Raw genomic sequence first — 25,656 nt, forward strand, 5'->3', positions numbered from 1 at the left:
CGCAGACCACCCGGCCGGACTCGTTTTTGCGACAAGAAATTTAAATTTAAAAGGGGACCACGTCGTCCACATGGACCACGGGCTTGGCGAGTTCGGCGCGTCCGGCAAGAGCTTCGCTGAGGTCGACTGCGCCATACGCCGCCACCCCGCGGGCGACCTGCTGACCGTGCTGATCGGCGAACACGACCACGTCTCCTGCCCGGAACTCCCCCACCGCCCTTTTGACGCCGGCGATGAGCAGGGATCTTCGGTCGGTTGCGACAGCGCGGACCGCGCCGTCGTCCAGGAACAGCGATCCTGCTGGCTCGGCGGCGTGCCGGATCCAGAACTTGCGCGCCGACAATCTCTGCGCGCGCGGCGCGAAAGCTGTGCCGCTGCGCCCTTCGAGCAATGCCTCCGCGGCCCGCTCCGCCGAAGTGACGAGCACCGGGACCCCGGCGTCCGCGGCCATTCGGGCCGCGCGAAGCTTGCTGGCCATCCCGCCGGTGCCCAAGCCGCTGCCGCCTTTGGCAGTCACTCCGTCAAGGTCGGCCTCGGACGCGACCACGTCGAGCCGCACAGCTCCTTGCTCTTGCGGATTGCGGTCGTACACCCCGTCCACGTCGGAGAGCAGCACCAGCGCCTCAGCCCCGACCAGATGCGCGACCAACGCCGCGACGCGGTCGTTGTCGCCGAGCCGCACTGTCGCCGTGGAAACAACGTCGTTCTCATTGATCACCGGGACCGCGCCGAGCGCGATCAGCCGGTGCAATGTGCGCTGCGCGTTCGCGTTGTGCTCACGGATCGAGAAGTCGTGCACCGAGAGCAGCACCTGGCCGACGACTTTCCCGTAGCGGGCGAACGAAGCGCCCCAGGCAAGGGCCAATGCGGATTGCCCCACGCTCGCGGCGGCGCGCTGGGTGAGATGGTCCTGCGGGCGGCGAGGCAGCCCGAGCGGCGCGAGTCCTGCTGCCACTGCCCCAGAGCTGACGACGAGAACTTTTCCTCCGGCTTCGATCCGTCCGGCGATCACGTCGACCAGGGAGTCGAGCTTCACGGTGTCCACCCCGACCCCGGCCCCGGTGAAGGCGGAGGAACCGATCTTCACAACCAGGATCCGAGCGCTGCGAACCTGCTCGCGAACAGCGGCGGAGGCTGCCGCCGCGTCCAGCGTGTTCACTCTGGCAGCTCCTCGTCGTCTTCCTCAATGTCGTCGGGCAGCTCGTCGATCCACAGCTCGTCCTCTGGCGCTTCCAAACTCCGCTGCGCTTCGCCGACCCTGGTGTCCATGCCGCGCGACCCGTGTCTGCGCGAGGAAAGCCGTGGCTCCCACCCGAAGACGACTTGGCCAATGCGCACATCCGCGCCTGGTTCCGCGCCGAGCTTGGCGAGCTTTTCCTCGACGCCGAGCTTGGCGAGCCGGTCGGCGAGGTAGCCGATAGCTTCTTCGTTGTCGAATTGGGTCTGCCGGACCCAACGTTCGGGCCGCGCCCCGGTGACGAGGAAACCGCCGGCGTTCTCGGGGTCGGGTCGGACCTCGAACTTGGACTCGTCGATTGGTTTCGGCCGAATGATCTGACGTTTGGGCTCCACGTCCGCCATGCGCGCCCGATGCCGCTCGACCAAGTCGGCCAAAGCGAAGGTCAAGGCGCGCAACCCTTCGCCGCTCACGGCGGAAACCTTGAAAACCTTCGGCGCCCGCGGCTCGGCCCAAGGCTCGGGCTCGGCTTCCTCGCCGTCGCGCAGCTTCAGAGCGAGCTCGTCGGACACCATGTCAGCGAGATCGGCCCCGTCCGGAACGTCGACCTTGTTGAGCACCGCGATGCGCGGGCGGCGCAACAGATCCCCCAGGCCGAGGTCGGCGGCCAACGCGGGCTGATACGCGGCGAGCTCTTTCTCCACCGCCTCGAAATCTGACACCGGGTCTCGCCCCGAGTCCAGCGTCGCGCAGTCCAGAACATGCACTAACACAGCGCAGCGGTCCACATGGCGCAAGAAGTCGAGACCAAGGCCTTTGCCCTGCGCAGCACCAGGGATCAAGCCCGGCACGTCGGCGACCGTGAACGTGGTGTCCCCGGAGGACACCACGCCGAGGTTCGGGGCCAACGTGGTGAACGGGTAGTCGGCGATCTTGGGCTTTGCGGCCGAGAGCGCCCCGATCAGAGAGGATTTGCCAGCGTTGGGGTAGCCGATCAGACCGACATCGGCCACCGAACGCAGCTCGAGCGTCAGATCTTTGGTTTCGCCTTCTTCCCCGAGGAGGGCGAAACCGGGCGCTTTGCGCGCTTTCGAGACCAACGCCGCGTTGCCGAGACCGCCGCGCCCGCCTTGCGCCACAACGAACCTGGTTCCCTCGCCGGTGAGGTCGGCGAGGAGTTCGCCTTGCTCGTCGAAAACAACTGTGCCCGAAGGAACGGACAAAACGAGGTCTTCGCCTCGGGCTCCGTTGCGGTTCGCCCCCATGCCCATCTTGCCGTCGGAGGCTTTGATGTGCGGATGGAAGTGGAAATCGAGCAGTGTGTGGGCCTGAGAGGAGACCTCGAACACCACCGAACCGCCGTGGCCGCCGTTCCCGCCGTCCGGGCCGCCGAGCGGTTTGAACTTCTCGCGATGGACCGAGCAGCAACCGTGGCCGCCTGATCCGGCGCTCACATGCACCACGACGCGGTCGACAAAACGCGCCATGGGGGAGCCTTACGCTTCGACTGCCTCGGCGGATTCGATGTTCACTGTCTTGCGGCCACGCTTGGAGCCGAACAAGACTTTGCCCGCGACAAGGGCGAACAATGTGTCGTCGCCGCCGCGGCCGACGCCGTCGCCAGGGTGGAAATGGGTGCCGCGCTGGCGGACGATGATCTCGCCCGCGTTCACGAGCTGGCCGCCGAACCGCTTCACACCAAGCCGCTGGGCGTTGGAGTCGCGGCCGTTGCGCGAGCTGGACGCGCCTTTCTTATGTGCCATGAGCCTTCTGTCCTCTCGTCAGTCTTCTGCCTGCGCCCTGCTCAGCGCAGTTCAGGCGATGCCGGTCACCTTGAGCACCGTCAGCGGCTGACGGTGTCCCTGCCGCCGATGGTATCCGGTCTTGTTCTTGAAGTGGTGGATGCGGATCTTCGGGCCCTTGGTGTGCTCCACGAGCTCGGCGGTCACTTTCGCCTTGGCCAGCGCGTCCGCCTTCGTGGTGACGGTGGAGCCGCTGGCGATGAGCACCGGGGTGAGCGCGATGGCGTCGCCCGGCTCGCCGTCGAGCTTCTCCACGCTCACCACGTCGCCAACAGCGACTTTGTACTGCTTGCCGCCAGTCTTCACAACCGCGTAAGTGCCCATGTTCTCACATTCCTCAAAGCTTGCCCAGGTTTTGCCTGCGGGGTTTTCGACCCAGAGAGCAGGTCAGAAACAACTGATCGATTCTACGGGAGGTCCGCGCCGAGAGTCAACTTGGCGCGCTGGGGCCGCGCCCAGCGCGCCAAGAGCCTCGTCTGTTCCAATGTTCTCATGGGCGCCACCCCGGAACACACCAAGGTCGTCGTCATCGGCGCGGGCCAGGCTGGCCTGTCCGCGGGATACTTCCTCCGCAAGAAGGGCCTCGAACCTGGCTCCGGGTTCGTCATCCTCGACCACGCGCCCCGGCCCGGGGGCGCGTGGCAGCACCGCTGGCCGAGCCTGACGTTGCGCACCGCCAACGCGGTGCACGACCTGCCTGGCTTCCCGTTCGACCATTCGCAGCAAGAAAGACAGGCGGCCACTGCGGTCCCGGCGTACTACGCGGCATACGAACGCCGGTTCGAGCTGGACGTGCGCAGGCCCGCCCACGTCCGGGCAGTGGCGCGCGAAGGCAGCGGCTTCCTGGTCCGCGCCGACGTGGGCGAGTTCGCCTGTGCGGGAGTCGTCAACGCGACCGGGACGTGGGAGAAACCGTTCTGGCCGCGCTACCCGGGCGCGGACCTGTTCCACGGCAGGCAGCTGCACGCCCACGACTACCGCGCGCCCGACGAGTTCGCCGGACAGCATGTCCTGGTGGTCGGCGCGGGCGTGTCCGGCGTGAACATCCTCGTCGAAGTCTCGCGCCTCGCCCGCACGACGTGGGCCACACGCCGCGCCCCGGTCTTCCGGGACGGCCCTTTCACGCCGGAGCTCGGCCGGGCCGCCGTCGCATTGGTCGAGGACCGAGTGCGCCGCGGGCTGGTTCCTGGGTCGGTCGTCGGCTTCACCGGCCTCGTGTGGACTCCGCAACTGCGGGAGGCCGAAGCGCGCGGCGTCCTGGAACGTCTGCCCATGTTCCAGCGCCTCACGCCGTCTGGCGCGCAATGGGAGGACTGCACAAGGGTGGATGTGGACGTGATCCTCTGGTGCACGGGCTTCCGCGCCAACCTCGGCCACCTCGCGCCGCTGGGGCTGCGCTCCCCTGGCGGCGGGATTGCTCTGACCGGCAGGCTCGCGACACAGGTGGCGGCGGAACCGAGGGTGCACCTGATCGGCTACGGCCCGTCCGCGAGCACGATCGGAGCCAACCGCGCCGGTCGGGCCGCCGTCGCCGAACTGTTGGAAACGATCAATGCCGCGGACGCGCGGCCGAGCTCATAAGCCGCGACGCGCGGCGAGGCTCACACAGCCGCGTCTTCAGACACCGTCGCGCCGTCAGACGCCGTCGCGCCGTCAGACGCCGCGGCTTCATCGGACTGGGGGGTCTCCGACTGCGCCGCCATGGCGCGGAACATCGGATGCTCACCGTGATGGGCGAGGACCTTCGGCACGGGAACCTGCGATTGGGCGGCGTTGTTGTTCGAGCCGCCGCCTCGGGAGCGCCGCCCGCGGCCCGATCCGGAATCGTGGCGGTTCTCGTCGGGAAGTTCCGTGCCCAGAGGATCGGAGTGCACGACAACGCCTCGGCCCTCGCAATGCGAGCACTTGTTGGAGAACGCCTCCAGCAGCCCGGTGCCGATACGCTTGCGGGTCATCTGGACAAGGCCGAGAGAGGTGACCTCGGAGACTTGATGGCGCGTGCGGTCCCGCGCGAGGCATTCGGTGAGCCTGCGCAGCACGAGCTCGCGATTGGACTCCAGCACCATGTCGATGAAGTCGACGACGATGATCCCGCCGATGTCGCGCAGCCGGAGCTGGCGCACAATCTCCTCAGCGGCTTCAAGGTTGTTCCGGGTGACGGTCTCCTCGAGGTTGCCGCCGGAGCCGACGAACTTGCCGGTGTTCACGTCGACCACGGTCATCGCCTCAGTGCGGTCGATGACCAGGGTGCCGCCCGAGGGCAACCAGACCTTGCGGCCCAGCGCCTTGGCCAACTGCTCGTCCACGCGGTACGCGGAGAAGACGTCCTGGCCGTCTTCGGCCGGCTCGAAACGCTCAAGGCGCTCCCCGAGCTCGGGCGCAATGGCCGAAAGGTACTCCTGCACCACCTCGTACGGGCCTTCGCCCTGGACGACGAGTCTGGCGAAATCCTCGTTGAACACGTCGCGGATCAGTTTGACCAGCAGGTCCGGCTCCCGATACAACGAGCGAGGGCCGCCGCCTTGGGCTTTGGCCTCCTCGGCAAGCTGCTGGATGCGCTGCCACTGCTCGGCGAGGCGGGTGACGTCCTCCGTGAGATGCTCGGCGGACACGCCCTCAGAGGCGGTGCGGACGATGACGCCCGCGTCCTCGGGGACGATGCCGGAAAGTATTTCGCGCAAGCGGTTGCGCTCGGTGTCCGGCAGCTTTCGGCTGATCCCCTTGGCCGAGGCCCCCGGCACGAACACCAGATACCTGCCCGCAAGGGCGATCTGGGTTGTCAGACGCGCGCCCTTATGGCCCACGGGGTCCTTGTTCACCTGCACGAGCAGGTAGTCGCCTGGTTTGATCGCGTGCTCGATCTTGCGGGCGTCGCCGCCGAGGCCGACGCCTTCCCAGTTCACTTCGCCCGCGTACAAAACGGCGTTGTTGCCCCGGCCGATGTCGACGAACGCGGCTTCCATCGAGGGCAGCACGTTCTGGACCCGGCCCAGGTAGATGTTGCCGACCATGGAGGCCGACGCGGAGGTGGTCACGAAGTGCTCGACGAGGATGTTGTCCTCCAACACGCCGATCTGCGTGTACTTCCCGCCGGGGCTGCCGTCGGGGTTGACTTGGCGCTCGCGGACCACCATGACTCTTTCCACGGCCTCGCGGCGGGCGAGGAATTCGGATTCGGAAAGAATGACTGATCGGCGCCTGCCCCAGTCGCGGCCTTCGCGGCGGCGCTGGCGCTTCGCCTCAAGCCGGGTCGAGCCGGAGATGCCTTGGACCTCGTCCCTGTCCTTGTCTTTGGAGCGGCCGGAGCGCTCGCGCACGACGGTGTTCGGCGGGTCGTCCTCGTTCTCGCCTCCGCCTCGCCGCCTGCGCCGACGACGCTTCGCGGACGACGACAGCTCGCCCGCCTCCCCGTCCTCCGCGGCTGGCTCGGCTTCGGCCTGGTGCTCGGCTTCGGGCTCCGACTCGGCGGGCTCGCCGCTCTGGTCGTCATGGTCCTGCGCTTCCGAGCCGCGGCCTCGGCCTCGGCCTCGTCTGCCCCGACGACGGCGGCGGCTGCTCTTGTCATCGGCGTCGTCGTCCGAATCGCTTTCGGCTTCTTCTTTCGCCTTGGCCTCTTCGGCTTTGGCTTCTTTCGCCTTGGCTTCTTTCACCTTGGCGGAATGAGGGGCCTTGGCCTCTTTTGCCGTCACCGGATCGGGCTCTTGCGCCAAGTCCGGCAAGGCGTTGTTCGGCTCGAGGAAAAGCGGTGTCGAACCAGCCAGCTCCAGTTGGGCGACGGGCGGCTCCACGTCGCGCTCCTGCGCCTTGGGCGGCGTCGGCTCGAGGGTCTGCTGCGCGGCGGGCCCCGCGGCAAGAGCGGGGGGCTCGGCGGGTTCCGCAGTCTCCTGCGGGTTGGCCAATGCCTCCCGGACCTGGGTCGCGACAGTCTCGTCAATGCTCGACTGAGGACCGCGGACGGTGACGCCGAATTCAGAAAGTTTGGTCAGAACTTGTCGGGAAGTCACCCCGAGCAGGCGTCCAAGGGCATGGACCCTAATTTTTCCCTGCGGCGCAGATTCGTCAATGGGCGGCAGCTCTTCAGCCACGTGGCACTCCTTATACCAGCCCCCGGGCGCGCACAGGATGTCTTCTCACACCATAAGCACTGCCACGCGGGGGATCTTGTTTGTCTATCGCGCTTCGCCCGATCCAGAAGGACCGCCCGAGGCGGCATAGTCGCGTTTGCGTGGTCGTCGCGCACCGCCAGGCATCTGCCGCCAGCCGCGCGCCGACGACATCCACTATCGCACATCTTTCGCGCAGCGCGCGCCATCCCCCGCCGCAACGATCGACGAAAGGGCTTGAGCGCCAGGTCAACGGGGCGCAGAGAATTTCGGGATACCGGGTCAGTGCTGCGGGAAGAGGGTGAACTCTGGGAACCACAGCGCGATCTCCCGCTGGGCGGATTCCGGAGAGTCGGAGCCGTGCACCAAGTTGTTCTGCACAGTGAGCCCGAAGTCGCCTCGGATCGTGCCGGGCGCAGCGCTCTTCACGGGGTCTGTGCCGCCGATGATCTGCCGCATCGCCGCGATGGAGCCCTCCCCCTCGACCACTGCGGCCACCATCGGGCCGGAGGTGATGAACTCGACGAGCGAGTCGAAAAACGGCCGCTCGGCGTGCTCGGCGTAATGCTCGCGGGCAATTTCCACTTGCGCCACAAGCCGCTGCAGCGAAAGGATCTGCAGACCCTTGCGCTCGATGCGCCCCAGCACTTCGCCAATAAGGCCGCGGCGCACCGCGTCAGGTTTTATCAACACCAAAGTCCGCTCAGTCACGGATGACAGCTTAAAGCACGGCGCTCAGGTGTTGCCACGAGATCCCTGCGCCTTGCGCACGCCCCGCCGCATCCACCACACGAGGGACCAGACCACCACGAAAACCAGGCCTGTGACGCCGATGGCCGGATGCAGGAGCCACCCCGCGACAAGGACGAACTGCAACCCGAAGTCCAGCGCGAACGCCCACGGCTTGGACTGCACCGCGCACGCCCAAAACAGCAGCGCCGCCGCGCACAGCACGAACACGGTCGGCAACCAGCTCGGCCCCGGAATGTCGGAGAAGTTCACCGCCACGGGTATGGCGAGCAGCACAACGATCATTTCCAAGATCAGAATGCCGCTGCACACCCCCCGGAAACCCTTCCACGGGTCCGCTGGAGGGCTCGCGTCGTGGTCTGTTCCTCCGCTCTGGCCTGTTTCGCTCATGCCGGGGCCAACCCGTGCAGGTCGCGTGCCGCCCCGGCAGTGACGACGGACCCCGTGACGAGGACGCCCTCGCCTTTGAGCGCGGCAAGCTCTTTCGCAGTGCTCACCGCCTCGGCGAAGTCCGGCTGCACCACGACCCGTTTGGGCTCGAACACGGTGCGCGCCACTTCGGCGAGCGCATCTGCCGCAAGTGCTCTCGGCGAGCCGTTGTGCGTGATCACAACAGAAGACAGCGCCGGTTTGAGCGCTTCGAGCACCCCCCGCACGTCTTTGTCGCCCATGACGCTCAGGACTGCGTGGAAAGGCGTGTTCGGGAAATCCTCGGCGAGCGCGCCGGCGAGTGCTTGTGCGCCGTGGGGGTTGTGCGCGGCGTCCACCAGCACAAGGGGGTCCTGCGGCGCCGCGGGCATGCGTTCCAGCCTGCCTGGGGAGCGGGCGTTCGCGAAGCCTTCGAGCACGATGCTCTCGGCGAGGCCCCGATCAGGCCCGGCGCCGAAGAACGCCTCCACTGCCGCGAGTGCGAGCGACGCGTTCGCCGCCTGGTGCGGGCCGTAGAGAGGCAGGAAGACCTCCGGGTACACCGCGCCGAGGCCGCGCAGCCCGATCTGTTGGCCGCCGACCGCGAGCGCGCGTTCCGCGACGGCGAACTCGTGGCCCGCTCGGGCGAGCACTGCGCCCTCTTTCTCCACTTGGGCGAGAATCGAGCGCAGAGCGGCGGGGTGCTGCTCCGCCATGACCACGATCTGATCCTGGTCGCCCCCGCCCATCGGGTTCTTCGGAAGCCGTTTGATGATGCCCGCCTTCTCCCCCGCGATCACCGACAGGTCCGATCCGAGGTGCTCGACGTGGTCGATCGAGACTGGCGCGATGACGGCGACCTGGCCGTTCACCACGTTCGTCGCGTCCCAGCGCCCGCCCATCCCCACTTCGACCACCGCGACGTCCACCGGAGCTTCGGCGAAGACCGTGTACGCCATCGCGACCAGGACTTCGAACTTGCTCATCGCCGGGCCGCCCTGGGCCTTGGAGCTCTCATCGACGCGGAGCACGAAGGGCTCGATCTCCCGCCAGGCCGAGACGTACTGCTCCTCGGTGATCGGCTGATTGCCGAGGGAGATGCGCTCGACCGGGGATTGCAGGTGCGGGCTCAAAATACGGCCCGTGCGCAGCCCCGTCGTGCTCAGCAGGGCGTCGGCCATCCGTGTGGTCGACGTCTTGCCGTTGGTCCCCGCGATGTGGATCGACGGGTAGGCGTGCTGCGGCGAGCCCAACAAGTCCATGAGCGCGGCGATGCGGCTCAAGCTCGGCTCGATCTTCGTTTCCGGCCAGCGGGCGTCGAGTTCGGCTTCGACCTGCTCGAACTCGGCGTGATCGGGTAGGCCCGTCATGCGGGGCCTGCCTCGTGCTCGGCGAGCAAGGCCGGGGCCTGTCCGCCTCCGACAGACCGCAGCTTCGCCTCAAGCCGCTCGATCTCGGCCTTCGCCGTCTCATGCCGCGCGCGGATCTTCTCAACGATCTGCTCGGGGGCTTTGGCGAGGAAGGACTCGTCGGCGAGCTTCGCGCCCGTGCTGTCGAACTCTTTGCGTTGGGCGGCGACGTCCTTCGTCAAACGAGCCCGCAGCGCGTCCTCGTCCACAGTGCCCGAGAGGTCCAACCGGACGACGACCACGCCCGCCGCGAGCGACGACTCCACGGCCGCGGTCTGGTTGAAGCCTGCCTGGGGCGCCGAGACCCGCGCGAAGGAGCGGATCTGCTCCTCCCAGTCCGCCAGTCCCGCCTCGGAGAGGCCGTCAAGGCGGGCAGGTATGCGCTGGCCAGGCGGCAAGCCCTGCTCGGACCGGAAACGGCGGATATCGGTGATGAGCGCCTGCACGTCCGCGACGCGGGAAAGCACCGGGGCCTCCGTCGCATAGGGCAGCTGCTCGGGCCAGGCCTGCGTCGCCAAAGTCTCCCCTGAGGCGAGGGAGCGCCACAGCATGTCGGTGACGAACGGCATGATCGGGTGCAGCAGGCGCAACAGCGTGTCGAGGACGCGCGCGAGCACCGCCCTGGTGCCGTGCGCGTTGTCCCCGGCCCCGACGGCTCCGGAGAGCTGGAGCTTCGCGATCTCCAAGTACCAGTCGCAGAACTCGTCCCAGGTGAATTGGTACAGAGCTTGGGCGGCCTTGGCGAACTCCCCGGCTTCCAGGGCGCTGTCCGTCTCGGCCCGCACCGCTTCCAGCCGGCCCAAGATCCAGCGGTCGGCCTCAGTGAGCGAGGCGTGGGCGGGATCGGAGCCGAAGCCGTCCGAGGCGCCGCTGAGCAAGGCGAACCGGGTCGCGTTGAAGAGCTTCGTGACGAAGTTGCGGGCCGCGATCGCGTTGGACTCGCCCAACGGCACATCGGAGCCGGGAACAACGCCGCGCAGCAAGGCGAACCGGGTCGCGTCCGCCCCGAACCGGTCGAGCCAATCCAGGGGGTTGATCACATTCCCCTTGGTCTTGCTCATCTTCTGGCCTTTTTCGTCGCGGACCAGCCCGTGGAACCAAAGTTGGCGGAACGGCGCCTGCGCGAGGGGGCGCTGCGCCTGCGCCGCCGACTGGCCCGCGCGGCTCGCCCAGCCGCCGAACATGGCCATCCGCACTGCCCAGAAAAAGAGGATGTCATACCCGGTGACCAGCAAGCTCACCGGGTAGAAGGCCGCAAGCTCCGGCGTTTCCTCGGGCCAGCCGAGCGTCGCGAAAGCCCAGAGGCCGGAGGAGAACCAGGTGTCGAGCACGTCTTCCTCTTGCGTCCAGCCCTCGGGTATCTCCTCGTCGTGGCCGAAACAGCGGACCTCGCCCGCAGGGCCGTACCAGACCGGGATCCGGTGCCCCCACCACAGTTGGCGCGAGACGCACCAGTCACGCATGTTGTCGGTCCATTCGAACCAGCGCGCGGCGAGCCCCTCCGGGACGATCGGCATGGCCCCGGAGCGAACTTGCTCGCCCGCCGCCTTCGCGAGAGACTCGGTTTTCACGAACCATTGCAGCGAAAGCCTCGGCTCGACCGGCTCCCCGCCGCGCTCGGAATGCCCGACGCTGTGCTTGTAGGGGCGCACCTCGGCGACCACGCGCCCTTGCTCCGCGAGTTCGAGGCGAATGGCTTTGCGGGCTTGGAAACGGTCCATCCCGTCGAACCGGGTGCCGGTGCCGTCGATCCTGCCGTCCTCGTCCATGATCGTGAGCATTGCGAGGCCGTGGCGCTGCGCGAGCTCGAAGTCGTTGGGATCGTGCGCCGGTGTGATCTTCACCGCGCCGGTGCCGAACTCGGGATCGACATGCGAGTCCGCGACGATGGACAACGCCCGGTCGACCAGCGGGTGCGGCAGAGTCGTGCCGACCAAGTGGCGGTAGCGCTCGTCGTCGGGATGCACGGCCACCGCGATGTCGCCGAGCATCGTCTCGACGCGAGTGGTCGCGACGACGATGTGCGGCTCGTCGTCGCGCAGCGAGCCGTAGCGCAGCGAGACGAGTTCGCCGTCCACCTCTTTGTGGACCACCTCAGCGTCGGAGATCGCGGTGCGCTGTTTGGGCGACCAGTTCACAAGCCGCTCGGCCTGATAGACCAGGCCCGCGTCGAACAGCTGCTTGAAGATGGTGCGCACGGCCTTGACCATGCCGTCGTCCATGGTGAAGCGCTCCCGGCTCCAGTCCACGGAGTCCCCGAGACGGCGCATCTGCGCAGAGATATTCCCCCGGACTTCTTCTTTCCACGCGAAAGCCCGCGCCAGGAACGCCTCGCGTCCAAGCTCGTGCCGATTCGTGCCCTCGTCGGCGAGCTGGCGCTCGATCGCGGCTTGTGTGGCGATCGAGGCATGGTCGAACCCAGGCAAGTACAGGACCTCGAATCCCTGCATGCGCTTGCGTCTGCACACCGCGTCCATGACCGCGTGTTCCATCGCGTGGCCGACGTGGAGATTGCCGGTGACGTTCGGCGGCGGGACGACAATGGAGAACTTGGGCTTCTCGCTCGCAGGGTCGGCGGTGAAAAGGCCAGCCTCCTGCCAGCGCAGAGAGATTTCTTCTTCGTGGGCCGACGGCTCCCAGGCGGCAGGCAGATCAGTGTTGGGCACCGGAGGATTCTACTCGCCGCCGCCGCGAGCAGGAAGCGCTCGTGGGGCACACATCGTCTCTCCAGCCCCGCGCGAGTTTCCAACCCCGCGGAGCCTCTCACGGCAAGGTCATGGGCCGGGCTCGAATGCGTAACAGTCCCAGAAACCCCTCGCGCCGCAGCAGCCCCAGAGGTTTCACTCGTTCTATGAGTCAACATTCGTCTTTTCTCGCGCTGTTCGCCGTGTGCGCGGCAAGCGCGTCATTCGCCGCTCCGCAGGCCGAGGCCGCCCCGGCCGACCCCGGGTGCGCGTCGCTGCAACAGTTGGGCCCGGACCTGACCGACGCGATGACCAAGCTCAACTCGTTCACCAGCACTGTGAGCCAGCTGCCAGGGCAATACCAGCAGACCAACCTCTTGGGCATGGTCCAGAACGTGGGGGCGGCGGGCCAACAAGCCACGGAAGTGACGGACTCGCTGCACCGTGTCAGCGACGACCTCCAAGACGCCGAGGACAGCACCCAAGACTCCGGGTTGCGCGATTCCCTCGAACAAATGTCCGGCACCGTCAACCAGGCCGCCGAGGACGTGGGGGCCTACGCGAACCCGTTCGCGCAACGACCGGACACCAGCAAGCTGACCTCGCTCGCCGTGCAAGCCGGGGCGCAGATGGTGGGCTACCAGATCAACTACACCCGCGTCTGCGGCATCAGTTTCGGCAACCAGACCCTCGTCCCCGGCAACCAGACGCCAGCCGCCCCGAGCCAAAACTCTGCGCCCCCCGCTCCGCAACCGGAGTCGCAGCCAGAGCCCTGACCTGCAGCTACCGGCATAAAACCGCGGGGATCGGACTTGGGCCGCCGCGACGAACATGCTCGTCAAGAAAAGCGAGCACGACCTGGTACCAGAGCTTCGCGTGCTGCGGTGAGAGCACCCAGTGGTTCTCGTTCGGGAAAGAGAGGAAGCGGTGCGGGGTGAGCCCGTCTTTCCCGGGGCCCAGCGGGGAACGCGACATGAGGTCCCACCACAGCCGCAATCCCTCGCCGACTGGCACCCGGTAGTCCTTGTCGCCGTGGATCACGAGCATCGGGGTGCGGATGTTTTCGGCGTGCAGGTGCGGCGAGTTCGCCAGGGCCATCTGCGGTGTCATTTCCCGCAGCCAGTAGGAGCTGTCGTCGGTGGTCGCCCCGAACTGGTCGAGAGCCCACAAAGAGGCATGGGTGACGACGGCGCGGAACCGGTCGGTGTGCCCCGCGATCCAATTGGCCATATAGCCGCCGAAGGACCCGCCCATCGCCGCGGCGCGTGTCGCGTCGACACGAGGGTGCTCCAGCGCGGTGTCGACCGCGGCCATGAGGTCCGTGTACGGCGCGCCGCCCCAATCGCCCCAACCGCGCTGGAGGAACGACTGCCCGTATCCAGTGGAGAGCGCGGGGTCGGGAAGCAGCAGCGCATAGCCCTTCGCGGCCAAAAGCCACGGGTTCCACCGCCACGACCATGCGTTCCAGCTGGACAGCGGGCCGCCGTGCACCCACAGCACCAACGGGGCCTTGTCCGCACCCGCGGGCAGCACCAGCCACGACCGCACACGCTCCCCCGTCGGCAGAACGGTTGTGAGTTCCTCCAAAGTCCCCGGCAACGCGCGTTCCGGCGAAGGCGAGGGCAATTCGGCGACCGACCCGTCCGCCGCGACGCGCACCGGGTGCGGGGCGCGCAAAAACGAGGAGCGCAGCGCGAAGACAGATCCGTCCTGAGTCGGCGCGATGCAGCTGTACGCGAAATCGTCGCTGGTGATCCGCGTCGGCTCTGCCCCGTCTCCAGCGCTGTCCAACACCACCCGGAACAACGGGGCCCGGCCCTGTTCGTCCGCGCCGACGAACAACGCCTCGCCGTCGGGCGACCAGGCGATGGCGTTGGGCCACAGATCCCATCGCGGCGCGAGCTGGCGCGTCTTGCCGTCTCGGAGCGACAACAGATGGAGGGTGCGGCGCGGGGCTCGCTGCGGGCTGGCGAGGCTTTCGCGCACATACGCCACCTGCGTGCGGTCGGGAGAAATCTTCGGCGAAACGAGGTCGCCCTCGGGATCGTCGAGCAGCACACGGGTCTGCCCGGTCGCGACATCGACGTGCGCCAGCACCGACCGGCTCGACCCGCGTTCGCCGGGGACGACGAAGCCGGTGACCAGAAAACTCCCGTCACCAGCGAGGTCCGCGCTCGTCTCGCGCAGGCCGCCGCCGGTGATGTGCGAGCCGACCGGGGGCGGAGTGCGGTCGAGAGGCGCGGCGCCGATGCGGCGAATCGCCCACAGGCGGGGCGCTTCTGGCCCGAGTTCGTGGTCCCAGAACCTGACCGGGTAGCCCGTGTGCAGCACTGCCGAGACCTTGCTCTCCCTGCGCAACGCGCGGAGCCTTTCGTCCTCAGCGAGATCGCCCGCGCCGGAAAGCGTCGCGGCGGTCACGACGAAGGTCTCCGCCGCGGCGGCCGGGAGGACGGCGCTCGCCGATCCGGGAAATTTCGCGACCTCGCTCGCCTCGCCGCCTTCGGCAGGAAGGCGCCACACCGACACGGGCGGGTCCTGGCCTCCCTCCGCGGAACCGCGCGAGCTGAGGAACAGCAACGAGCCGTCCGCCGCGAACACGGGGGCGGACTCGCCCCGCTCAGAGAAAGAGATCCGCCTCGAGCTGCGTTCTCCCGCTGGATCTGCCTCCCACAGGGCGCAGACGAATGCCGTTTTCTTCTCATCGAGTTGGGACACCGCGAGCACCACTCGTGAGCCGTCGCGGGACACGGCCAGAGCGGACACCCGGGGAAGGGCGAGATATGCGTCGAGTTCGTGCCACGGCGTGGGATTCTGCGACGCCGCGTCCTGCGTGTCCGTCATAGCTGCGAGCGTAGCCGCGCGATCGCGTCCCATTCTTGCGGGGTGTTGACATTGCTGAGCGCGAATGGTTCTTTGACCATTATTTTCCTGGTGTCGCGCGCGTCGAGGAACCGCATCATCCCGCGTTCTCCCCGATCCAACGCGCGCGTGGCCGGTTCGGCCAGCGCCGTCGAATACACGCCGACGAGCGGATGCGTCCTCGTCTCGTCGGCTGCGATGACTGCTTCGACGGGGTCGGCGTCGAAAGCCGCCAGCAGCTCGCGGACCACTGCGGCGGTGATGAGCGGCAGGTCCGCGGAAAGCACCGCCGCGCGCGCGGCTCCATGACCGCGCGCGGCGGCAAGACCTGTGGCCACGCCCCGCAGCGGACCTTGCCCCGCAACATCGTCGGAGAGCACGAGAACGCCCTCCGGAACCGGGCGCGTGGTCTCGCCGAGGACGGCGAACACCATCTGGCACGACGCTCTGAGCGCATCGCACGAGCGCGCCAGCAGCGTCTTCCCGCCGAGGACAAACTGTGTTTTGTCCGATCCCATGCGGCGGGACTCGCCGCCCGCGAGGACGATCCCAGCAGTGCTGGTCGCAGCCTTGGCGCTGTCCGGCGCGCGTGCGCGCGCAAACGCGGAGGAGTCCCTCGGACTGCTCATTGCAGGACTATAGCAAACTTCGACACGGTTCTAGGCTGAAGCCGCCTCACCGGAGCAACACGTCCGGAACTGGGAATTTCCCCCTCCGCGGGCGCGTTCGCGTATCATTGGGGGACAGGGACCCGGGCGGTGCGCCGTCCCGCCCCAGATTCGACCTCAAGGAGCAGGAACATGGCTGATCGAGTATTGCGCGGGTCGAGGCTCGGAGCGGTGAGCTACGAGACCGACCGCAACCACGACTTGGCGCCGAGGCGGATGGCGAAGTACCGCACGGAGAACGGCGAGGAGTTCGTCGTGCCGTTCGCCGACGAGGCCGAGATCCCCCCGACCTGGTTGTGCAAGAACGGCCAAGAGGGCTACCTGGTCGAAGGCGACAATGTCGAAGTCAAGAAGCAGAAGCCGCCCCGCACCCACTGGGACATGCTGTTGGAGCGCCGCACGACCGAGGAGCTCGAGGAGCTTTTGAAGGAGCGGCTCGACTTCCTGAAGCAGAAGCGCCGCGTCACCGGGGTGTGAGCGGCCGCGCGCCTGCGCATTCGTCCTCCACCGTTCGCATTGCGGCGCAACGGGCGGCTGTGGGAAACGCGCGCAGGAACGGGGCTTTTTCCGGATCAGAGCTGTTGCCGTCGGCCCTGCCCTGTTGTCTTGCCCGAATCGGCAGTTGCGCCCGACCCCGTCAGCCGCGGCGCAGAATCCGTTTGTCGAAACCCCAGCGGGCCACTTTGAAGAATGCCTCGAAGATGATGTCCTTGCTCATCTTCGAGTAGCCGATCTCGCGCTCGGTGAACGTGATCGGCACTTCGGCCACCGCGAACCCGGCTCGTTGCGCCCGCCACGCGAGGTCGATCTGAAAACAGTAGCCGCGCGACTCGACAGCGTCGAGGTCGATCGCGCGAAGCACCTGCGCCCGATACGCGCGGAAACCGCCGGTGATGTCTTGCACATGCGTGCCAAGCGCGAGCTTCGCGTACACGTTCGCCCCCCGAGAGAGCACTTCGCGCTGCTTGGGCCAGTTCACCACTGTCCCCCCAGGCACATACCGGGAACCGATGACCAGATCAGCGCCCGCGTCGACCCGCTCCAGCAAGCGCGGAAGCTGCTCCGGCGCATGGCTTCCGTCCGCGTCCATCTCCACCAGCACCGCGAAGCCCCGCTCCAGCCCCCAGCGGAAACCAGCGATGTACGCGGACCCGAGCCCGCCTTTGCCGGTGCGGTGCATGACATGCAGCCGGGGCTCGTCCTGGGCCAGCTCGTCCACGATCGCGCCGGTCCCGTCCGGGCTCCCGTCGTCCACCACCAACGCTTCGACATGAGGATTCGCCGTGAACAGGCGCGGCAGGATGCGAACGATGTTCTCCCGCTCGTTGTAGGTGGGAACGATCACCAACGTCCGGCCAGTTGGCCGTGTTCCGCCTTCCCCGCCCGTCGGCGAGAAAGACCCAGCAACCTCGTCGGGCTTGGAGTCTGACATGTTCTCCCTATTTCTCGGCGAGCGCTCGCCGCTCGCCGTCAGCTTGGTCTGCGGGCTGGGCCAGCCTCGCATGGACTGAGCCAGCCTACCGTGCCGCGCGCTCAGGATGAAACCCGCGAAGGTGGACACAAGCAGCACGACGTCCGTCCACGGCAACATCTCGCTGGCCGGGGTGCGCCCCGAGCGCAAAGGCACGTCGGCGACGAGCCACGCTGGTGTGATCTTGCCGGACTGGGCGAGCACGCGACCGTCCGGACCGATGATGGCGGAGACTCCGGTGGTGGCGGACACAACCACCGAACGGCCGAGCTCCACCGCCCGAATCCGCGAAGCGGCCAACTGCTGGTAAGTCATGTCGCTGTCCCCGAAGGTGGCGTTGTTCGACGGCACGGCGAGGATCTGCGCCCCGTCGCGCACCGCGCCGACAAGAGCACGGTCGAAGATCACCTCGTAGCAGGTCGCGACGCCGACAGGGACCGTGCGGCCGTCGGCGAGCGGAGCCCGCACCACACCGTCTCCGGCTCCGGGCACGAAGCTGCCCGCCCGGTCGGCGTAGCTGGAGAACAACCGGAAGAAACTGCGCATCGGCAAGTACTCCCCGAACGGTTGCAGAATACTTTTGTCGTGCCGGTCCACCGGCCCGGAGCCGGGCTCCCACACCAGCACCGTGTTGCGCGGAGCCTGCGGGTCCTTGGTGTCGAGCGTGCCGACCAAGATCGGGGCTCCTAACGCCCGCGCCGCGCCGGTGATCTGATCGCCCGCCCACGGGTACAGCACGGGGTCGATGTCGGAGGCGTTCTCCGGCCAGACCACGAGCGCAGCCCTCGGCCCGCCCCGCGACTGCTCCTCGCGGGCGAAGTCCAATGACTCCTGCACATGCATCATGAGCACGGCCGCTGGCCGGTCGTTGAAGTCCAAACCCAGCTTGGGCACCCCGCCTTGCACCGCCGCGACCCGCAACCGCTGCCCGCCGTCCGGGTCCGGCAGCGCCGCCCTGCCGGCGAGGACACAGCCCGAGAGCACGGCGGCTGCTGCCGCGAAGGCCGCCCATCCCCTGCCCGCCCGCTCCCTCGGCACGCCCCTGGCGACGCCTGCGGCGATGAAGGCGACCACGAACGAGAGGAAGCTCGCCCCGCCGAGGGCTGCCGCAGGAGCCAGCAAGCCCCCTGCCTGGCCGAACGCGAGCCGACCCCATGGGAAGCCGCCGAACGGCCAGCTGCCGCGAAACCACTCGCAGGCGGTCCAAGCGCTCGCGATGAAAAACGGGGCGAACCTGAGCGGCCAAAGACGAACCGCGATCCAGCCGAACACGCCTGTGTACAGCGACAGGAAAGCGCTCAGGGCGAGCCACGGCCCGCTGCCGACGAAAATCCCAGTCCACGACAAGAGCGGCAAAAAGAACCCGAGGCCGAAAGCGTAACCAGGCCACAGGCCGGTTCGCCGCCGTCTTGGGCCGACCAGCTCCGGGCGGAGCAGGACGAGCAAACCCGCGAGGAACAACGGCGCCGCGAACCAGAGCTCGCGCGGGGGGAACGTGAAAGACAGACAGAAACCGCACAACGCGCAGGCCGCTGTCCGCGCCGCCCACGGCCCGAACCCCCGGATCTCACAAGCTTTCATACACCGGCTGTCCGTCCACGACGACCATCTTGCACGACGGCGACCCAGCGGCGAGATCAGGAAGCGGCGGCTGATGCGTGCGCTGATCCGTGGACCAGCTGTTCGCACGCCCCGGCTCTGCAGCCGCGTACTGCGGCACCTCCCACACGACGAACGTCGCGGCCGAGCCGGGGACAAGCGACCCGGCGAGCGGGTCGCGGCTGCCAGCGGCGCGTCGACCGCCCCGCGTCGCCGCCAGAAACGCCGCCCGCGCCGAAATCCTCGACTCAGGCCGGTGGTGGTTCGCCGCCGCGCGCGCCCACGCCCACGGGTCGATGTCGGTGACGGGCGCGTCCGAGCCGAACGCCAACACCACCCCCGCGGCCGCGAACTGCGCGAAATTGTTCAGCTGCGCCGCGCGCCGCGCGCCGAGCCGTTGCTCGTACATGCCGCCAGGCCCGCCCCACAACGCGTCGAACAGCGGCTGCACGCTCGCGGCAACCCCCCATTGGCCGAGCTGGCGGGCCTGCTCTGGCGTGGTCATCTCCATGTGCTCCAGGCGGTGGCCGCACTTGGCGACCGAGGGAACCCCGAACTCGGCCACCGCGGAGCCGAAGGCGCCGACGAGTTCGGCCACCGCCGCGTCGCCGATGGCGTGAAAACCCGCCGGAACGCCCGCCGCCGTGCTCGCCCGCACATGCGCCCGGACGGCCTCGGGACTGAGGTAGGCATTGCCGCACGCGCCCGTCGAGAGGAAAGGCTCGTGCAGCCATGCGGTGCTGGAGCCGATCGAGCCGTCGATGAAAAGATCCCCGGCCAAACCAGCCGCCCCGGTCTGCGCGATCAGCTCTCGGGCCTGTTCCGGGCTCTCGACGGCCTCGCCCCAGTAGCCGACCCGTTCGACCGGGTGCTCGGCTCCGAGCAGCAACGCGAGGTCTTCCCGGCTGGATATCCGCGGCCCTGCGCACTCGTGGACCTGCACCACGCCTCGGGAGAGCGCATGCTCCAGCGCGGTTCGTTGCGCGCTCGCGCGCTGCTGCGCCGAGAGCAACGCCTTCGCCGCCTCGCGGACCAGGTGGTGCGCCTCACCGGTCAGCGGAGCCTGCGGGTGAAAGCCTCTCGCCTCGGCGAGACCGGGGACAGCGGCGCGAAGAGCGGTGGAGGCAGCAGCGGCGTGCACGTCCACCCTGGGGCTGTATACCATCGCCCCAGGCGCTCGGGCGTCGAGCTCATCGGTCGTCGGGGGCTGCGGCACATCCCATTTGGACTCGTCCCAAGTCCCGAACCACAACAGCTGCCCTTCGTTTCGCGCGGCGGCGCAGGCATAGGCGCGCAAGGCTGCGTCCCGCGAAACCGCCCCGCCGAGCTCTCGCGCGGCGAGGCCCAGGCCCGCGTCCGTGAGGTGGACGTGGGCGTCCACGAATCCGGGCGCGACGAGCGCGCCGTCGAGCGGGACACGGCTCGCCTGCGGGAACAGCTCCCGCGCCGCGCGATCGCCGCCGAGCCAGACCACCCGGCCGTCTTGGACGGCGAGCGCGGTCGCCTCCGGGGCTGTCTGGCTGTGGATTCGTCCGCCGCAGAAGACGGTGGCAGCGGGTTCGGTGGACACGGAAGTCCAGTGTGCCAGACTCAGAGCCATGTCGTTGATGCTGGTTGACGCCGCTGGTCTTTGGTTCCGCGCGTTTTACGCGTTGCCCGAATCCATCACGGCCCCGGACGGGAGCCCGGTCAACGCGGTCCGCGGCTTTTGCGACATGCTCGCCGCGCTGCTCGAACGCGACCGGCCGAAACGGTTGGCCGTGTGCCTGGACCTGGATTGGCGGCCGAAGTTCCGGGTGGATCTCTTGCCCGAGTACAAGGCGCAGCGCGTCGCGCCCGGCGAAGATCTGGCCGCGCCGGGGGCCGCGGCGTCGGAACCAGCGTCTCTCGCGCCTCAGGTCGACATGATCCTCGCGCTGCTCGGCGCCGCCGGCGTCGCGACCGTTGGCGCAGAAGGGTTCGAAGCGGACGACGTGATCGGGACGCTCGCGGCTCGCGAACGCCGGGACGACGTCGTCGTCGTGACTGGGGATCGAGATCTTCTCCAAGTCGTCGCCGACGAACCGGTGCCCGTCCGAGTGCGCTACATCGGGCGCGGGGTCGCGAAGTCGGAGCTTTTGGGGCCCGCTGAGGTGGCCGAACGCTACGGCCTGCCGCCCGAGCGGGCCGGCGCTGCCTACGCGGAGCTCGCTGTGCTGCGGGGCGATCCCTCAGACGGACTGCCGGGCGTCGCTGGCGTCGGGGAGAAAACAGCGGCGAAGCTCATCAGCGCGTTCGGCAGCCTCGCCGGGACGCTCGAAGCAGCCAAAAACGGGGACGTCGCACCGCCCAAAGCCCAAAAGGCCCTACTCGCCGCAGAGGACTACATCCGCAGGGCGGCGCGAGTGGTGTTCATCCGTGACGACGTGCCGGTCCAGTGGGACCGGGACGACGCAATAACCCCGCGGACGGCGGATCTGGCGCGGTGCGCCAGGCTCGCCGAGCAGTTCGGCACGGCCTCTTCGGCGCAACGGCTGCTCACAGCGCTTTACGGCTGATCCGCCGGACCCACTTTGTAGTCGCCCTTGTCATTGCTGAACTTGGCTTTGACCGTGGTCGGCTTGCCGTCTTTCTTCAACGAGCAGGTGAACGTGGCGTCCTTCTCGACCTTGATGTCAGAACCCGTGTCCGGGCATTTGACATCCGTGATGTTGGTTTCGCCGTACCCGTTCGGGGCCGCCGCGGTCAGGACGCTTTTCACGTCTTTCGCCGCTTGCTCGGTGTCGAGGACCTTCTGCCTGCCGAAGAGCCAGAAACCGGCAAAGCCCGCGATCCCGGCCACGAGGAGGACGACCGGGACGATAATCAGGGCCTTGGTGGCGCCATTGCCCTGTTTGGGCGGCGCGCCGTAACCGGGAGGCGCGACGGGCTGCCCGTACGGCGGCGGTTGCTGCGGAGCGCCGTACGGGGACGGCGGCTGCCCGTACGCAGACGGCTGCTGCGGTTGCCCATACGGGGACGGCTGCGGAGCGCCATAGGGGGAGGGCGGTTGCGCAGGCGGCGGGCCGCCGTACGGGCTCGCCCCATACGGCGAGGGAGGCTGCTGCGGCGGCGGCCCGTAGGGGCTGCCCCCTGGCGCCCCGTACGGGTTTGGCGGGCCGTACGGTCCGGTCATACGATCAAGCTCCTTCACCCTCTTTGACCAGGCGTGTCGTCCTAGTCGACAGAACTGCGCCCATTATTGCACAGAGGCGGCGCGCAGTCATCGAGGCAGCGCCTGGGGCGGCAGCTGGCGCCCAGGCGCGCGCACATGTGCCCGCACAACTGCGAGCAGGAGGCGCTGAGGTCTTGTTGACGACTCGCTAACACAGGCGTAGTGGTCGCGTCACCAGCGACGACGACCCTCGAAAACATGGCGAGCACCCCGAAATTCTTCCAGGGCGTCTTCCCGTTCACCGGGGAAGGCCTCACGAAGCCGGCCCTCATCGACCCCGCCCTGGCCTACACGGTGCCGCAGGGCGTCACCGCCCAACCGCTCTATTTCCGCGGCGGCAACTCCGCCGACGAACTCGTGGTCGTCTCCCTCCTGCGCGACGGGGCTCCGATGCGGCTTTTCCCGATGGGCGCCCGTTCGGGGGTGAATGTGCCGTTGCGCGTCGTGGAGGACGTGGAACCGGACTCCCGGCTCGAATTGGTGATCGCGGCCCCCGCCGGCGCGGTCGGCGAAGTCGTCGTCGATTTCGGAATCATGGAGATCTGAGATGGCCGAGGCGCAGGAGCAATCCGCGGGAAAACGCAGGCTCGTCATCGTCGGCAACGGCATGGCGGGAGCCCGCGCCGCAGAGGAGATCATCGCCCGAGGCGGCCATGGCCTTTTCGACATCACCATGATCGGAGACGAGCCGTACGGCAACTACAACCGGATCATGCTCTCCCATGTGCTCTCCGGCGAGGCGAGCTTGGACAGCGAGGACTTCTTCCTCAACCCGATGAGCTGGTACCGCGAGCACGGCGTGCGCCTCTACGCCGGGGACCGCGCCGCGCGAATCGACCGTTTCGCCAAGACCGTCACCTGCGAGAGCGACCGCGAGATCCCCTACGACGCGTTGATTATCGCCACCGGCAGCAACACGCACTTCCCGAACATGGACGGGCTGCGCGGACCGGACGGGCAGCTCGCGCGCAACGTCTTCGGCTTCCGCACGATCAAGGACACCACCGGCATGCTCGAACTCGCCGCCGCCCGCGACCACACGACTGCCGTCGTCGTCGGCGGCGGCCTGTTGGGATTGGAGGCCGCATACGGCCTGCAGACCCAGGGGCTGGATGTGACCGTTGTCCACTCCCCCGGACACCTGATGAACCAGCAACTGGACGAACGCGGCGGCCGGATACTGCGGTCTCGGATCGAAAACCTCGGCATCGGCGTGCGCACCTCGGCCCGCACCACCGCGGTCCTGCGCGACGCGAACGGCGAGATCACCGGCGTCCAGTTCCAAGACGGCGAAGTGATCCCCGCCGACATGGTGGTGGTCGCGGCGGGAATCCGCCCGAACACCGACCTGGCCCGCTCGGCGGGTCTCGTGGTGGAACGCGGCGTCGTCGTGGACGACCAACTCCGGTGCGAGGACGAAAGCTCGATCTACGCCATCGGCGAGTGCTGCCAGCACCGAGGCGAGACCTTCGGGCTGGTCGCTCCGGTCTGGGAGCAAGCCGCAGTCCTCGCGGACCACCTCACCGGAGCAAATCCGAAAGCGGCGTACCACGGCTCGCGGCTGACCACGAAGCTCAAAGTGGCGGGAGTCGACGTCGCGGCGATGGGCGTGAAGGGCCCGGAGCGCCCGGATGACGAGTTCGTCCAGTTCTACGAGCCCAAGAGCGGGACGTACAAGTCCGTCGTGGTGCGCGACGGGAAGCTCATCGGAGCGATGCTCCTGGGCGACGTGAGCAAAGTGGGCTTCCTCTCGCAAGCCTTCGACGACAAAGTGCCCCTGCCCGAGGAACGCATCAGCATGCTCTTCGACATAGGCACGCCCTCCGCCGCCACCGGGGCCGAGGAGCTCGCCGACGACGCGCAGGTCTGCAACTGCAACGGCGTCACGAAAGGCCAGATCGTCGCCTGCGTCGAAGCAGGCACGACCTCGCTCGGCGAAGTCGTCGCGAAAACCCGCGCCGGAAAAGGCTGCGGCTCCTGCAAGGGGCTGGTCGCCGACATCGTGTCCTGCGCGGCGGGCGGCGCCCTTGCCGCAGACCCAGCCGCGGACTACTACGTGCCCTGCATCCCGCTGACCAAGGCGCAGCTCATCGAGCAGGTCAAAGCCCGAGGCCTGCGCGCCGTCTCGCAGGTCTTCGCCGAACTCGCCCCCAACGGCGAGGACGCCGGGGCCAAGATGGCGCTCGCCTCGCTGCTGCGGGTCGTGTGGGGCCCGGACTGGGTGGACGAGCGCGGGGCCCTGTTCATCAACGACCGGGTCCACGCGAACATCCAGAAGGACGGCACGTTCTCCGTGGTGCCGCAGATGAAAGGCGGCGTGACCACGCCGGAGCAGCTGCGCAAAATCGCCGACGTCGCAGACAAGTACAACGTCCCGATGGTCAAGGTGACCGGGGGACAGCGCATCGACCTCTTGGGCGTCAAAAAAGAAGACCTGCCCAAAGTCTGGGGCGACCTCGGCATGCCTTCCGGATACGCCTACGGCAAGAGCTTCCGCACCGTGAAGACCTGCGTCGGGCGGGACTTCTGCCGATACGGGCTCGACGACTCCACCGGGCTCGGGATCAGAATCGAGGAGCGCTTCCAAGGCTTGGAGACCCCCGCGAAACTCAAACTCGCCGTCGCCGGGTGCCCCCGCAACTGCTCGGAAGCGCTCTGCAAGGACTTCGGCGTGGTCGCCATCGGCGACGGCACATGGGAGATCTACGTCGGCGGAGCCGCTGGCGCCCATATCCGCAAGGGCGACCTGTTGGCCACGGTCCATTCGCCCGAGGAAGTGCTCGTCGTGGCGAGCCGGTTCATCCAGCACTACCGCGAGGACGCGAAATGGCTGGAGAGGACCTACGCCTGGGTGCCGAGAGTCGGGATCGACGAGCTCAAGCGCCGCTTGATCGAGGACGCCGACGGGATCTGCGACGGGCTCGAAGCGCGTCTGCAGAAGTCCGTGGAAGGCTACCGCGACCCGTGGCTGGAGCGCGCCGAGCCCAAATCTCCGGCCCAGTTCCAGTCCGCCCTGCCGCTGGTGCCGCTGCCGCTGGTCCCGGTGCGAGCAGGAGGGAACTCATGACGAGACCGCTGCAAGTGGAAGAGGTGCACGATGTCGGAGCGCTCGAGGACCTCACCCCTGGGGAGGGCCGCACCTACATCGTGGACGGGGCGCAGATCGCAGTGTTCCTGCTGGACAACGGCGAGCTGCGGGCGACTGCGGCGACATGCCCGCACAAGGGGGGGCCCATCGCGGACGGGCAGGTCGATTTGGGCGTGGTCGTGTGCCCGCTGCACCAATACTCCTTCAGCCTCGCGAGCGGGTTGTGCACCAGCGAGGGCGTGGGCAGGCTTGCCGTCTACAGCGCGTGGGCGCACGGCGACAGGATCCTCGTCTCGCTCGGCGCATGAGGCGCGCCGTTCGGGGCCAAAGCGCTGTCGTCCCAGATCGAAGCCCTGTTTGACCCCCTGCCGAGGAGCCGCTGGCGGACATGTGCTCTCCTCTTGTGGTAAGCAATGAGGAGAGCAGCGGACAAACAGGAGGCGCA

21 protein-coding genes are annotated in these 25,656 nt (G+C 68.0%); 7 read left to right on the top strand and 14 right to left on the bottom strand.

The features are described from left to right. Positions 1-46: 46 nt before the first annotated feature. Genes proB through rplU form a run of 4 tightly spaced genes read right to left on the bottom strand, consistent with a single transcriptional unit; the run spans position 47 to position 3,303 of the window. Complete coding sequence (gene proB, locus SROT_RS08750) at positions 47-1,159, bottom strand: glutamate 5-kinase (RefSeq protein ID WP_013138664.1); 1,113 nt, start codon at positions 1,157-1,159, stop codon at positions 47-49. Further along, complete coding sequence (gene obgE, locus SROT_RS08755; protein WP_013138665.1) at positions 1,156-2,664, bottom strand: GTPase ObgE; 1,509 nt, start codon at positions 2,662-2,664, stop codon at positions 1,156-1,158. Before obgE ends, proB begins: the two co-directional genes overlap by 4 nt. Before the next feature lie 9 nt (positions 2,665-2,673). Beyond that, complete coding sequence (rpmA, locus tag SROT_RS08760) at positions 2,674-2,940, bottom strand: 50S ribosomal protein L27 (RefSeq protein WP_013138666.1); 267 nt, start codon at positions 2,938-2,940, stop codon at positions 2,674-2,676. 51 nt (positions 2,941-2,991) lie between these two features. Next, complete coding sequence (gene rplU, locus SROT_RS08765) at positions 2,992-3,303, bottom strand: 50S ribosomal protein L21 (protein WP_013138667.1); 312 nt, start codon at positions 3,301-3,303, stop codon at positions 2,992-2,994. 168 nt (positions 3,304-3,471) lie between these two features. On the opposite strand from rplU, the gene SROT_RS08770 reads away from it, so the two are divergent. After that, a complete protein-coding gene (locus SROT_RS08770; RefSeq protein WP_041407122.1) occupies positions 3,472-4,560 on the top strand; it encodes an NAD(P)-binding domain-containing protein in 1,089 nt (362 codons plus the stop codon). Positions 4,561-4,580: 20 nt separating this feature from the next. Here the strand turns inward: SROT_RS08770 and SROT_RS08775 are convergent, their stop codons facing one another. The 5 genes from SROT_RS08775 to SROT_RS08795 all read right to left on the bottom strand — a co-directional run bounded on the left by SROT_RS08775 (position 4,581) and on the right by SROT_RS08795 (position 12,315). Beyond that, the gene (locus SROT_RS08775; RefSeq protein WP_013138669.1) at positions 4,581-7,064 is read right to left on the bottom strand and encodes a translation initiation factor IF-2 N-terminal domain-containing protein; all 2,484 of its coding nucleotides are present in this window, start codon (positions 7,062-7,064) and stop codon (positions 4,581-4,583) included. 300 nt (positions 7,065-7,364) lie between these two features. After that, positions 7,365-7,793, bottom strand: a complete 429-nt coding sequence (ndk, locus tag SROT_RS08780; protein ID WP_013138670.1) for a nucleoside-diphosphate kinase — start codon at positions 7,791-7,793, stop codon at positions 7,365-7,367. 24 nt (positions 7,794-7,817) lie between these two features. Next, the gene (locus tag SROT_RS08785; protein ID WP_013138671.1) at positions 7,818-8,222 is read right to left on the bottom strand and encodes a DUF4233 domain-containing protein; all 405 of its coding nucleotides are present in this window, start codon (positions 8,220-8,222) and stop codon (positions 7,818-7,820) included. Then, positions 8,219-9,610 (bottom strand): bifunctional folylpolyglutamate synthase/dihydrofolate synthase, encoded by a 1,392-nt coding sequence (locus SROT_RS08790; RefSeq protein ID WP_013138672.1) that lies wholly within the window; start codon positions 9,608-9,610, stop codon positions 8,219-8,221. The genes SROT_RS08785 and SROT_RS08790 overlap by 4 nt, the downstream gene beginning before the upstream one ends. Then, positions 9,607-12,315, bottom strand: coding sequence for a valine--tRNA ligase (locus tag SROT_RS08795; RefSeq protein ID WP_013138673.1), 2,709 nt, complete (start codon positions 12,313-12,315; stop codon positions 9,607-9,609). Before SROT_RS08795 ends, SROT_RS08790 begins: the two co-directional genes overlap by 4 nt. Positions 12,316-12,500: 185 nt before the next feature. Between SROT_RS08795 and SROT_RS08800 the strand changes: the two genes are divergently transcribed. Further along, positions 12,501-13,109, top strand: a complete 609-nt coding sequence (locus SROT_RS08800) for a hypothetical protein (RefSeq protein WP_013138674.1) — start codon at positions 12,501-12,503, stop codon at positions 13,107-13,109. A gap of 7 nt (positions 13,110-13,116) precedes the next feature. Here the strand turns inward: SROT_RS08800 and SROT_RS08805 are convergent, their stop codons facing one another. Further along, complete coding sequence (locus SROT_RS08805) at positions 13,117-15,174, bottom strand: prolyl oligopeptidase family serine peptidase (RefSeq protein ID WP_013138675.1); 2,058 nt, start codon at positions 15,172-15,174, stop codon at positions 13,117-13,119. Beyond that, on the bottom strand, positions 15,171-15,821 hold the full coding sequence (mobA, locus tag SROT_RS08810; protein ID WP_013138676.1) for a molybdenum cofactor guanylyltransferase: 651 nt from the start codon (positions 15,819-15,821) through the stop codon (positions 15,171-15,173). The genes SROT_RS08805 and mobA overlap by 4 nt, the downstream gene beginning before the upstream one ends. Positions 15,822-15,992: 171 nt before the next feature. Here mobA and SROT_RS08815 point away from each other — a divergent pair, with 171 nt between their 5' ends. Beyond that, positions 15,993-16,337: an RNA polymerase-binding protein RbpA gene (locus SROT_RS08815; protein WP_013138677.1), complete on the top strand. Its 345-nt coding sequence runs from the start codon at positions 15,993-15,995 to the stop codon at positions 16,335-16,337. Between the two features lie 160 nt (positions 16,338-16,497). Here SROT_RS08815 and lnt read toward each other — a convergent pair whose 3' ends face one another. Both lnt and SROT_RS08825 read right to left on the bottom strand, forming a co-directional pair. Continuing rightward, positions 16,498-18,912: an apolipoprotein N-acyltransferase gene (lnt, locus tag SROT_RS15670; RefSeq protein ID WP_013138678.1), complete on the bottom strand. Its 2,415-nt coding sequence runs from the start codon at positions 18,910-18,912 to the stop codon at positions 16,498-16,500. Continuing rightward, positions 18,899-20,530: an amidohydrolase gene (locus tag SROT_RS08825; RefSeq protein ID WP_013138679.1), complete on the bottom strand. Its 1,632-nt coding sequence runs from the start codon at positions 20,528-20,530 to the stop codon at positions 18,899-18,901. Before SROT_RS08825 ends, lnt begins: the two co-directional genes overlap by 14 nt. Before the next feature lie 7 nt (positions 20,531-20,537). On the opposite strand from SROT_RS08825, the gene SROT_RS08830 reads away from it, so the two are divergent. Further along, a complete protein-coding gene (locus SROT_RS08830; protein WP_013138680.1) occupies positions 20,538-21,467 on the top strand; it encodes a 5'-3' exonuclease in 930 nt (309 codons plus the stop codon). On the opposite strand, the gene SROT_RS08835 is transcribed toward SROT_RS08830, so the two are convergent. Beyond that, positions 21,458-22,084 (bottom strand): DUF4333 domain-containing protein, encoded by a 627-nt coding sequence (locus SROT_RS08835; protein WP_013138681.1) that lies wholly within the window; start codon positions 22,082-22,084, stop codon positions 21,458-21,460. The genes SROT_RS08830 and SROT_RS08835 overlap by 10 nt on opposite strands. A gap of 237 nt (positions 22,085-22,321) precedes the next feature. Between SROT_RS08835 and SROT_RS08840 the strand changes: the two genes are divergently transcribed. Genes SROT_RS08840 through SROT_RS08850 form a run of 3 tightly spaced genes read left to right on the top strand, consistent with a single transcriptional unit; the run spans position 22,322 to position 25,519 of the window. Beyond that, positions 22,322-22,669 (top strand): hypothetical protein, encoded by a 348-nt coding sequence (locus tag SROT_RS08840; protein ID WP_013138682.1) that lies wholly within the window; start codon positions 22,322-22,324, stop codon positions 22,667-22,669. A 1-nt stretch (position 22,670) separates the two neighbouring features. Continuing rightward, positions 22,671-25,190, top strand: coding sequence for a nitrite reductase large subunit NirB (nirB, locus tag SROT_RS08845; protein WP_013138683.1), 2,520 nt, complete (start codon positions 22,671-22,673; stop codon positions 25,188-25,190). Continuing rightward, entirely contained in the window at positions 25,187-25,519 is a 333-nt protein-coding gene (locus SROT_RS08850) for a Rieske (2Fe-2S) protein (protein ID WP_013138684.1), read from the top strand. The genes nirB and SROT_RS08850 overlap by 4 nt, the downstream gene beginning before the upstream one ends. Positions 25,520-25,656: the final 137 nt, after the last annotated feature.

The sequence above is a fragment of the Segniliparus rotundus DSM 44985 genome (genome assembly GCF_000092825.1).
GTDB classification, from domain to species: domain Bacteria; phylum Actinomycetota; class Actinomycetes; order Mycobacteriales; family Mycobacteriaceae; genus Segniliparus; species Segniliparus rotundus.

Excerpts from the sequence above, each read along its gene's own strand:
- SROT_RS08790 (WP_013138672.1), bottom strand. The coding sequence starts at position 9,610 with ATGACGGGCCTACCCGATCACGCCGAGTTCGAGCAGGTCGAAGCCGAA.
- SROT_RS08825 (WP_013138679.1), bottom strand. The coding sequence starts at position 20,530 with ATGGCTCTGAGTCTGGCACACTGGACTTCCGTGTCCACCGAACCCGCT.
- SROT_RS08815 (WP_013138677.1), top strand. The coding sequence starts at position 15,993 with ATGGCTGATCGAGTATTGCGCGGGTCGAGGCTCGGAGCGGTGAGCTAC.
- SROT_RS08830 (WP_013138680.1), top strand. The coding sequence starts at position 20,538 with ATGCTGGTTGACGCCGCTGGTCTTTGGTTCCGCGCGTTTTACGCGTTG.
- lnt (WP_013138678.1), bottom strand. The coding sequence starts at position 18,912 with ATGAAAGCTTGTGAGATCCGGGGGTTCGGGCCGTGGGCGGCGCGGACA.
- SROT_RS08770 (WP_041407122.1), top strand. The coding sequence starts at position 3,472 with ATGGGCGCCACCCCGGAACACACCAAGGTCGTCGTCATCGGCGCGGGC.
- rplU (WP_013138667.1), bottom strand. The coding sequence starts at position 3,303 with ATGGGCACTTACGCGGTTGTGAAGACTGGCGGCAAGCAGTACAAAGTC.
- SROT_RS08835 (WP_013138681.1), bottom strand. The coding sequence starts at position 22,084 with ATGACCGGACCGTACGGCCCGCCAAACCCGTACGGGGCGCCAGGGGGC.
- SROT_RS08785 (WP_013138671.1), bottom strand. The coding sequence starts at position 8,222 with ATGAGCGAAACAGGCCAGAGCGGAGGAACAGACCACGACGCGAGCCCT.
- mobA (WP_013138676.1), bottom strand. The coding sequence starts at position 15,821 with ATGAGCAGTCCGAGGGACTCCTCCGCGTTTGCGCGCGCACGCGCGCCG.
- SROT_RS08850 (WP_013138684.1), top strand. The coding sequence starts at position 25,187 with ATGACGAGACCGCTGCAAGTGGAAGAGGTGCACGATGTCGGAGCGCTC.
- nirB (WP_013138683.1), top strand. The coding sequence starts at position 22,671 with ATGGCCGAGGCGCAGGAGCAATCCGCGGGAAAACGCAGGCTCGTCATC.
- obgE (WP_013138665.1), bottom strand. The coding sequence starts at position 2,664 with ATGGCGCGTTTTGTCGACCGCGTCGTGGTGCATGTGAGCGCCGGATCA.
- SROT_RS08840 (WP_013138682.1), top strand. The coding sequence starts at position 22,322 with ATGGCGAGCACCCCGAAATTCTTCCAGGGCGTCTTCCCGTTCACCGGG.
- rpmA (WP_013138666.1), bottom strand. The coding sequence starts at position 2,940 with ATGGCACATAAGAAAGGCGCGTCCAGCTCGCGCAACGGCCGCGACTCC.
- SROT_RS08805 (WP_013138675.1), bottom strand. The coding sequence starts at position 15,174 with ATGACGGACACGCAGGACGCGGCGTCGCAGAATCCCACGCCGTGGCAC.
- SROT_RS08800 (WP_013138674.1), top strand. The coding sequence starts at position 12,501 with ATGAGTCAACATTCGTCTTTTCTCGCGCTGTTCGCCGTGTGCGCGGCA.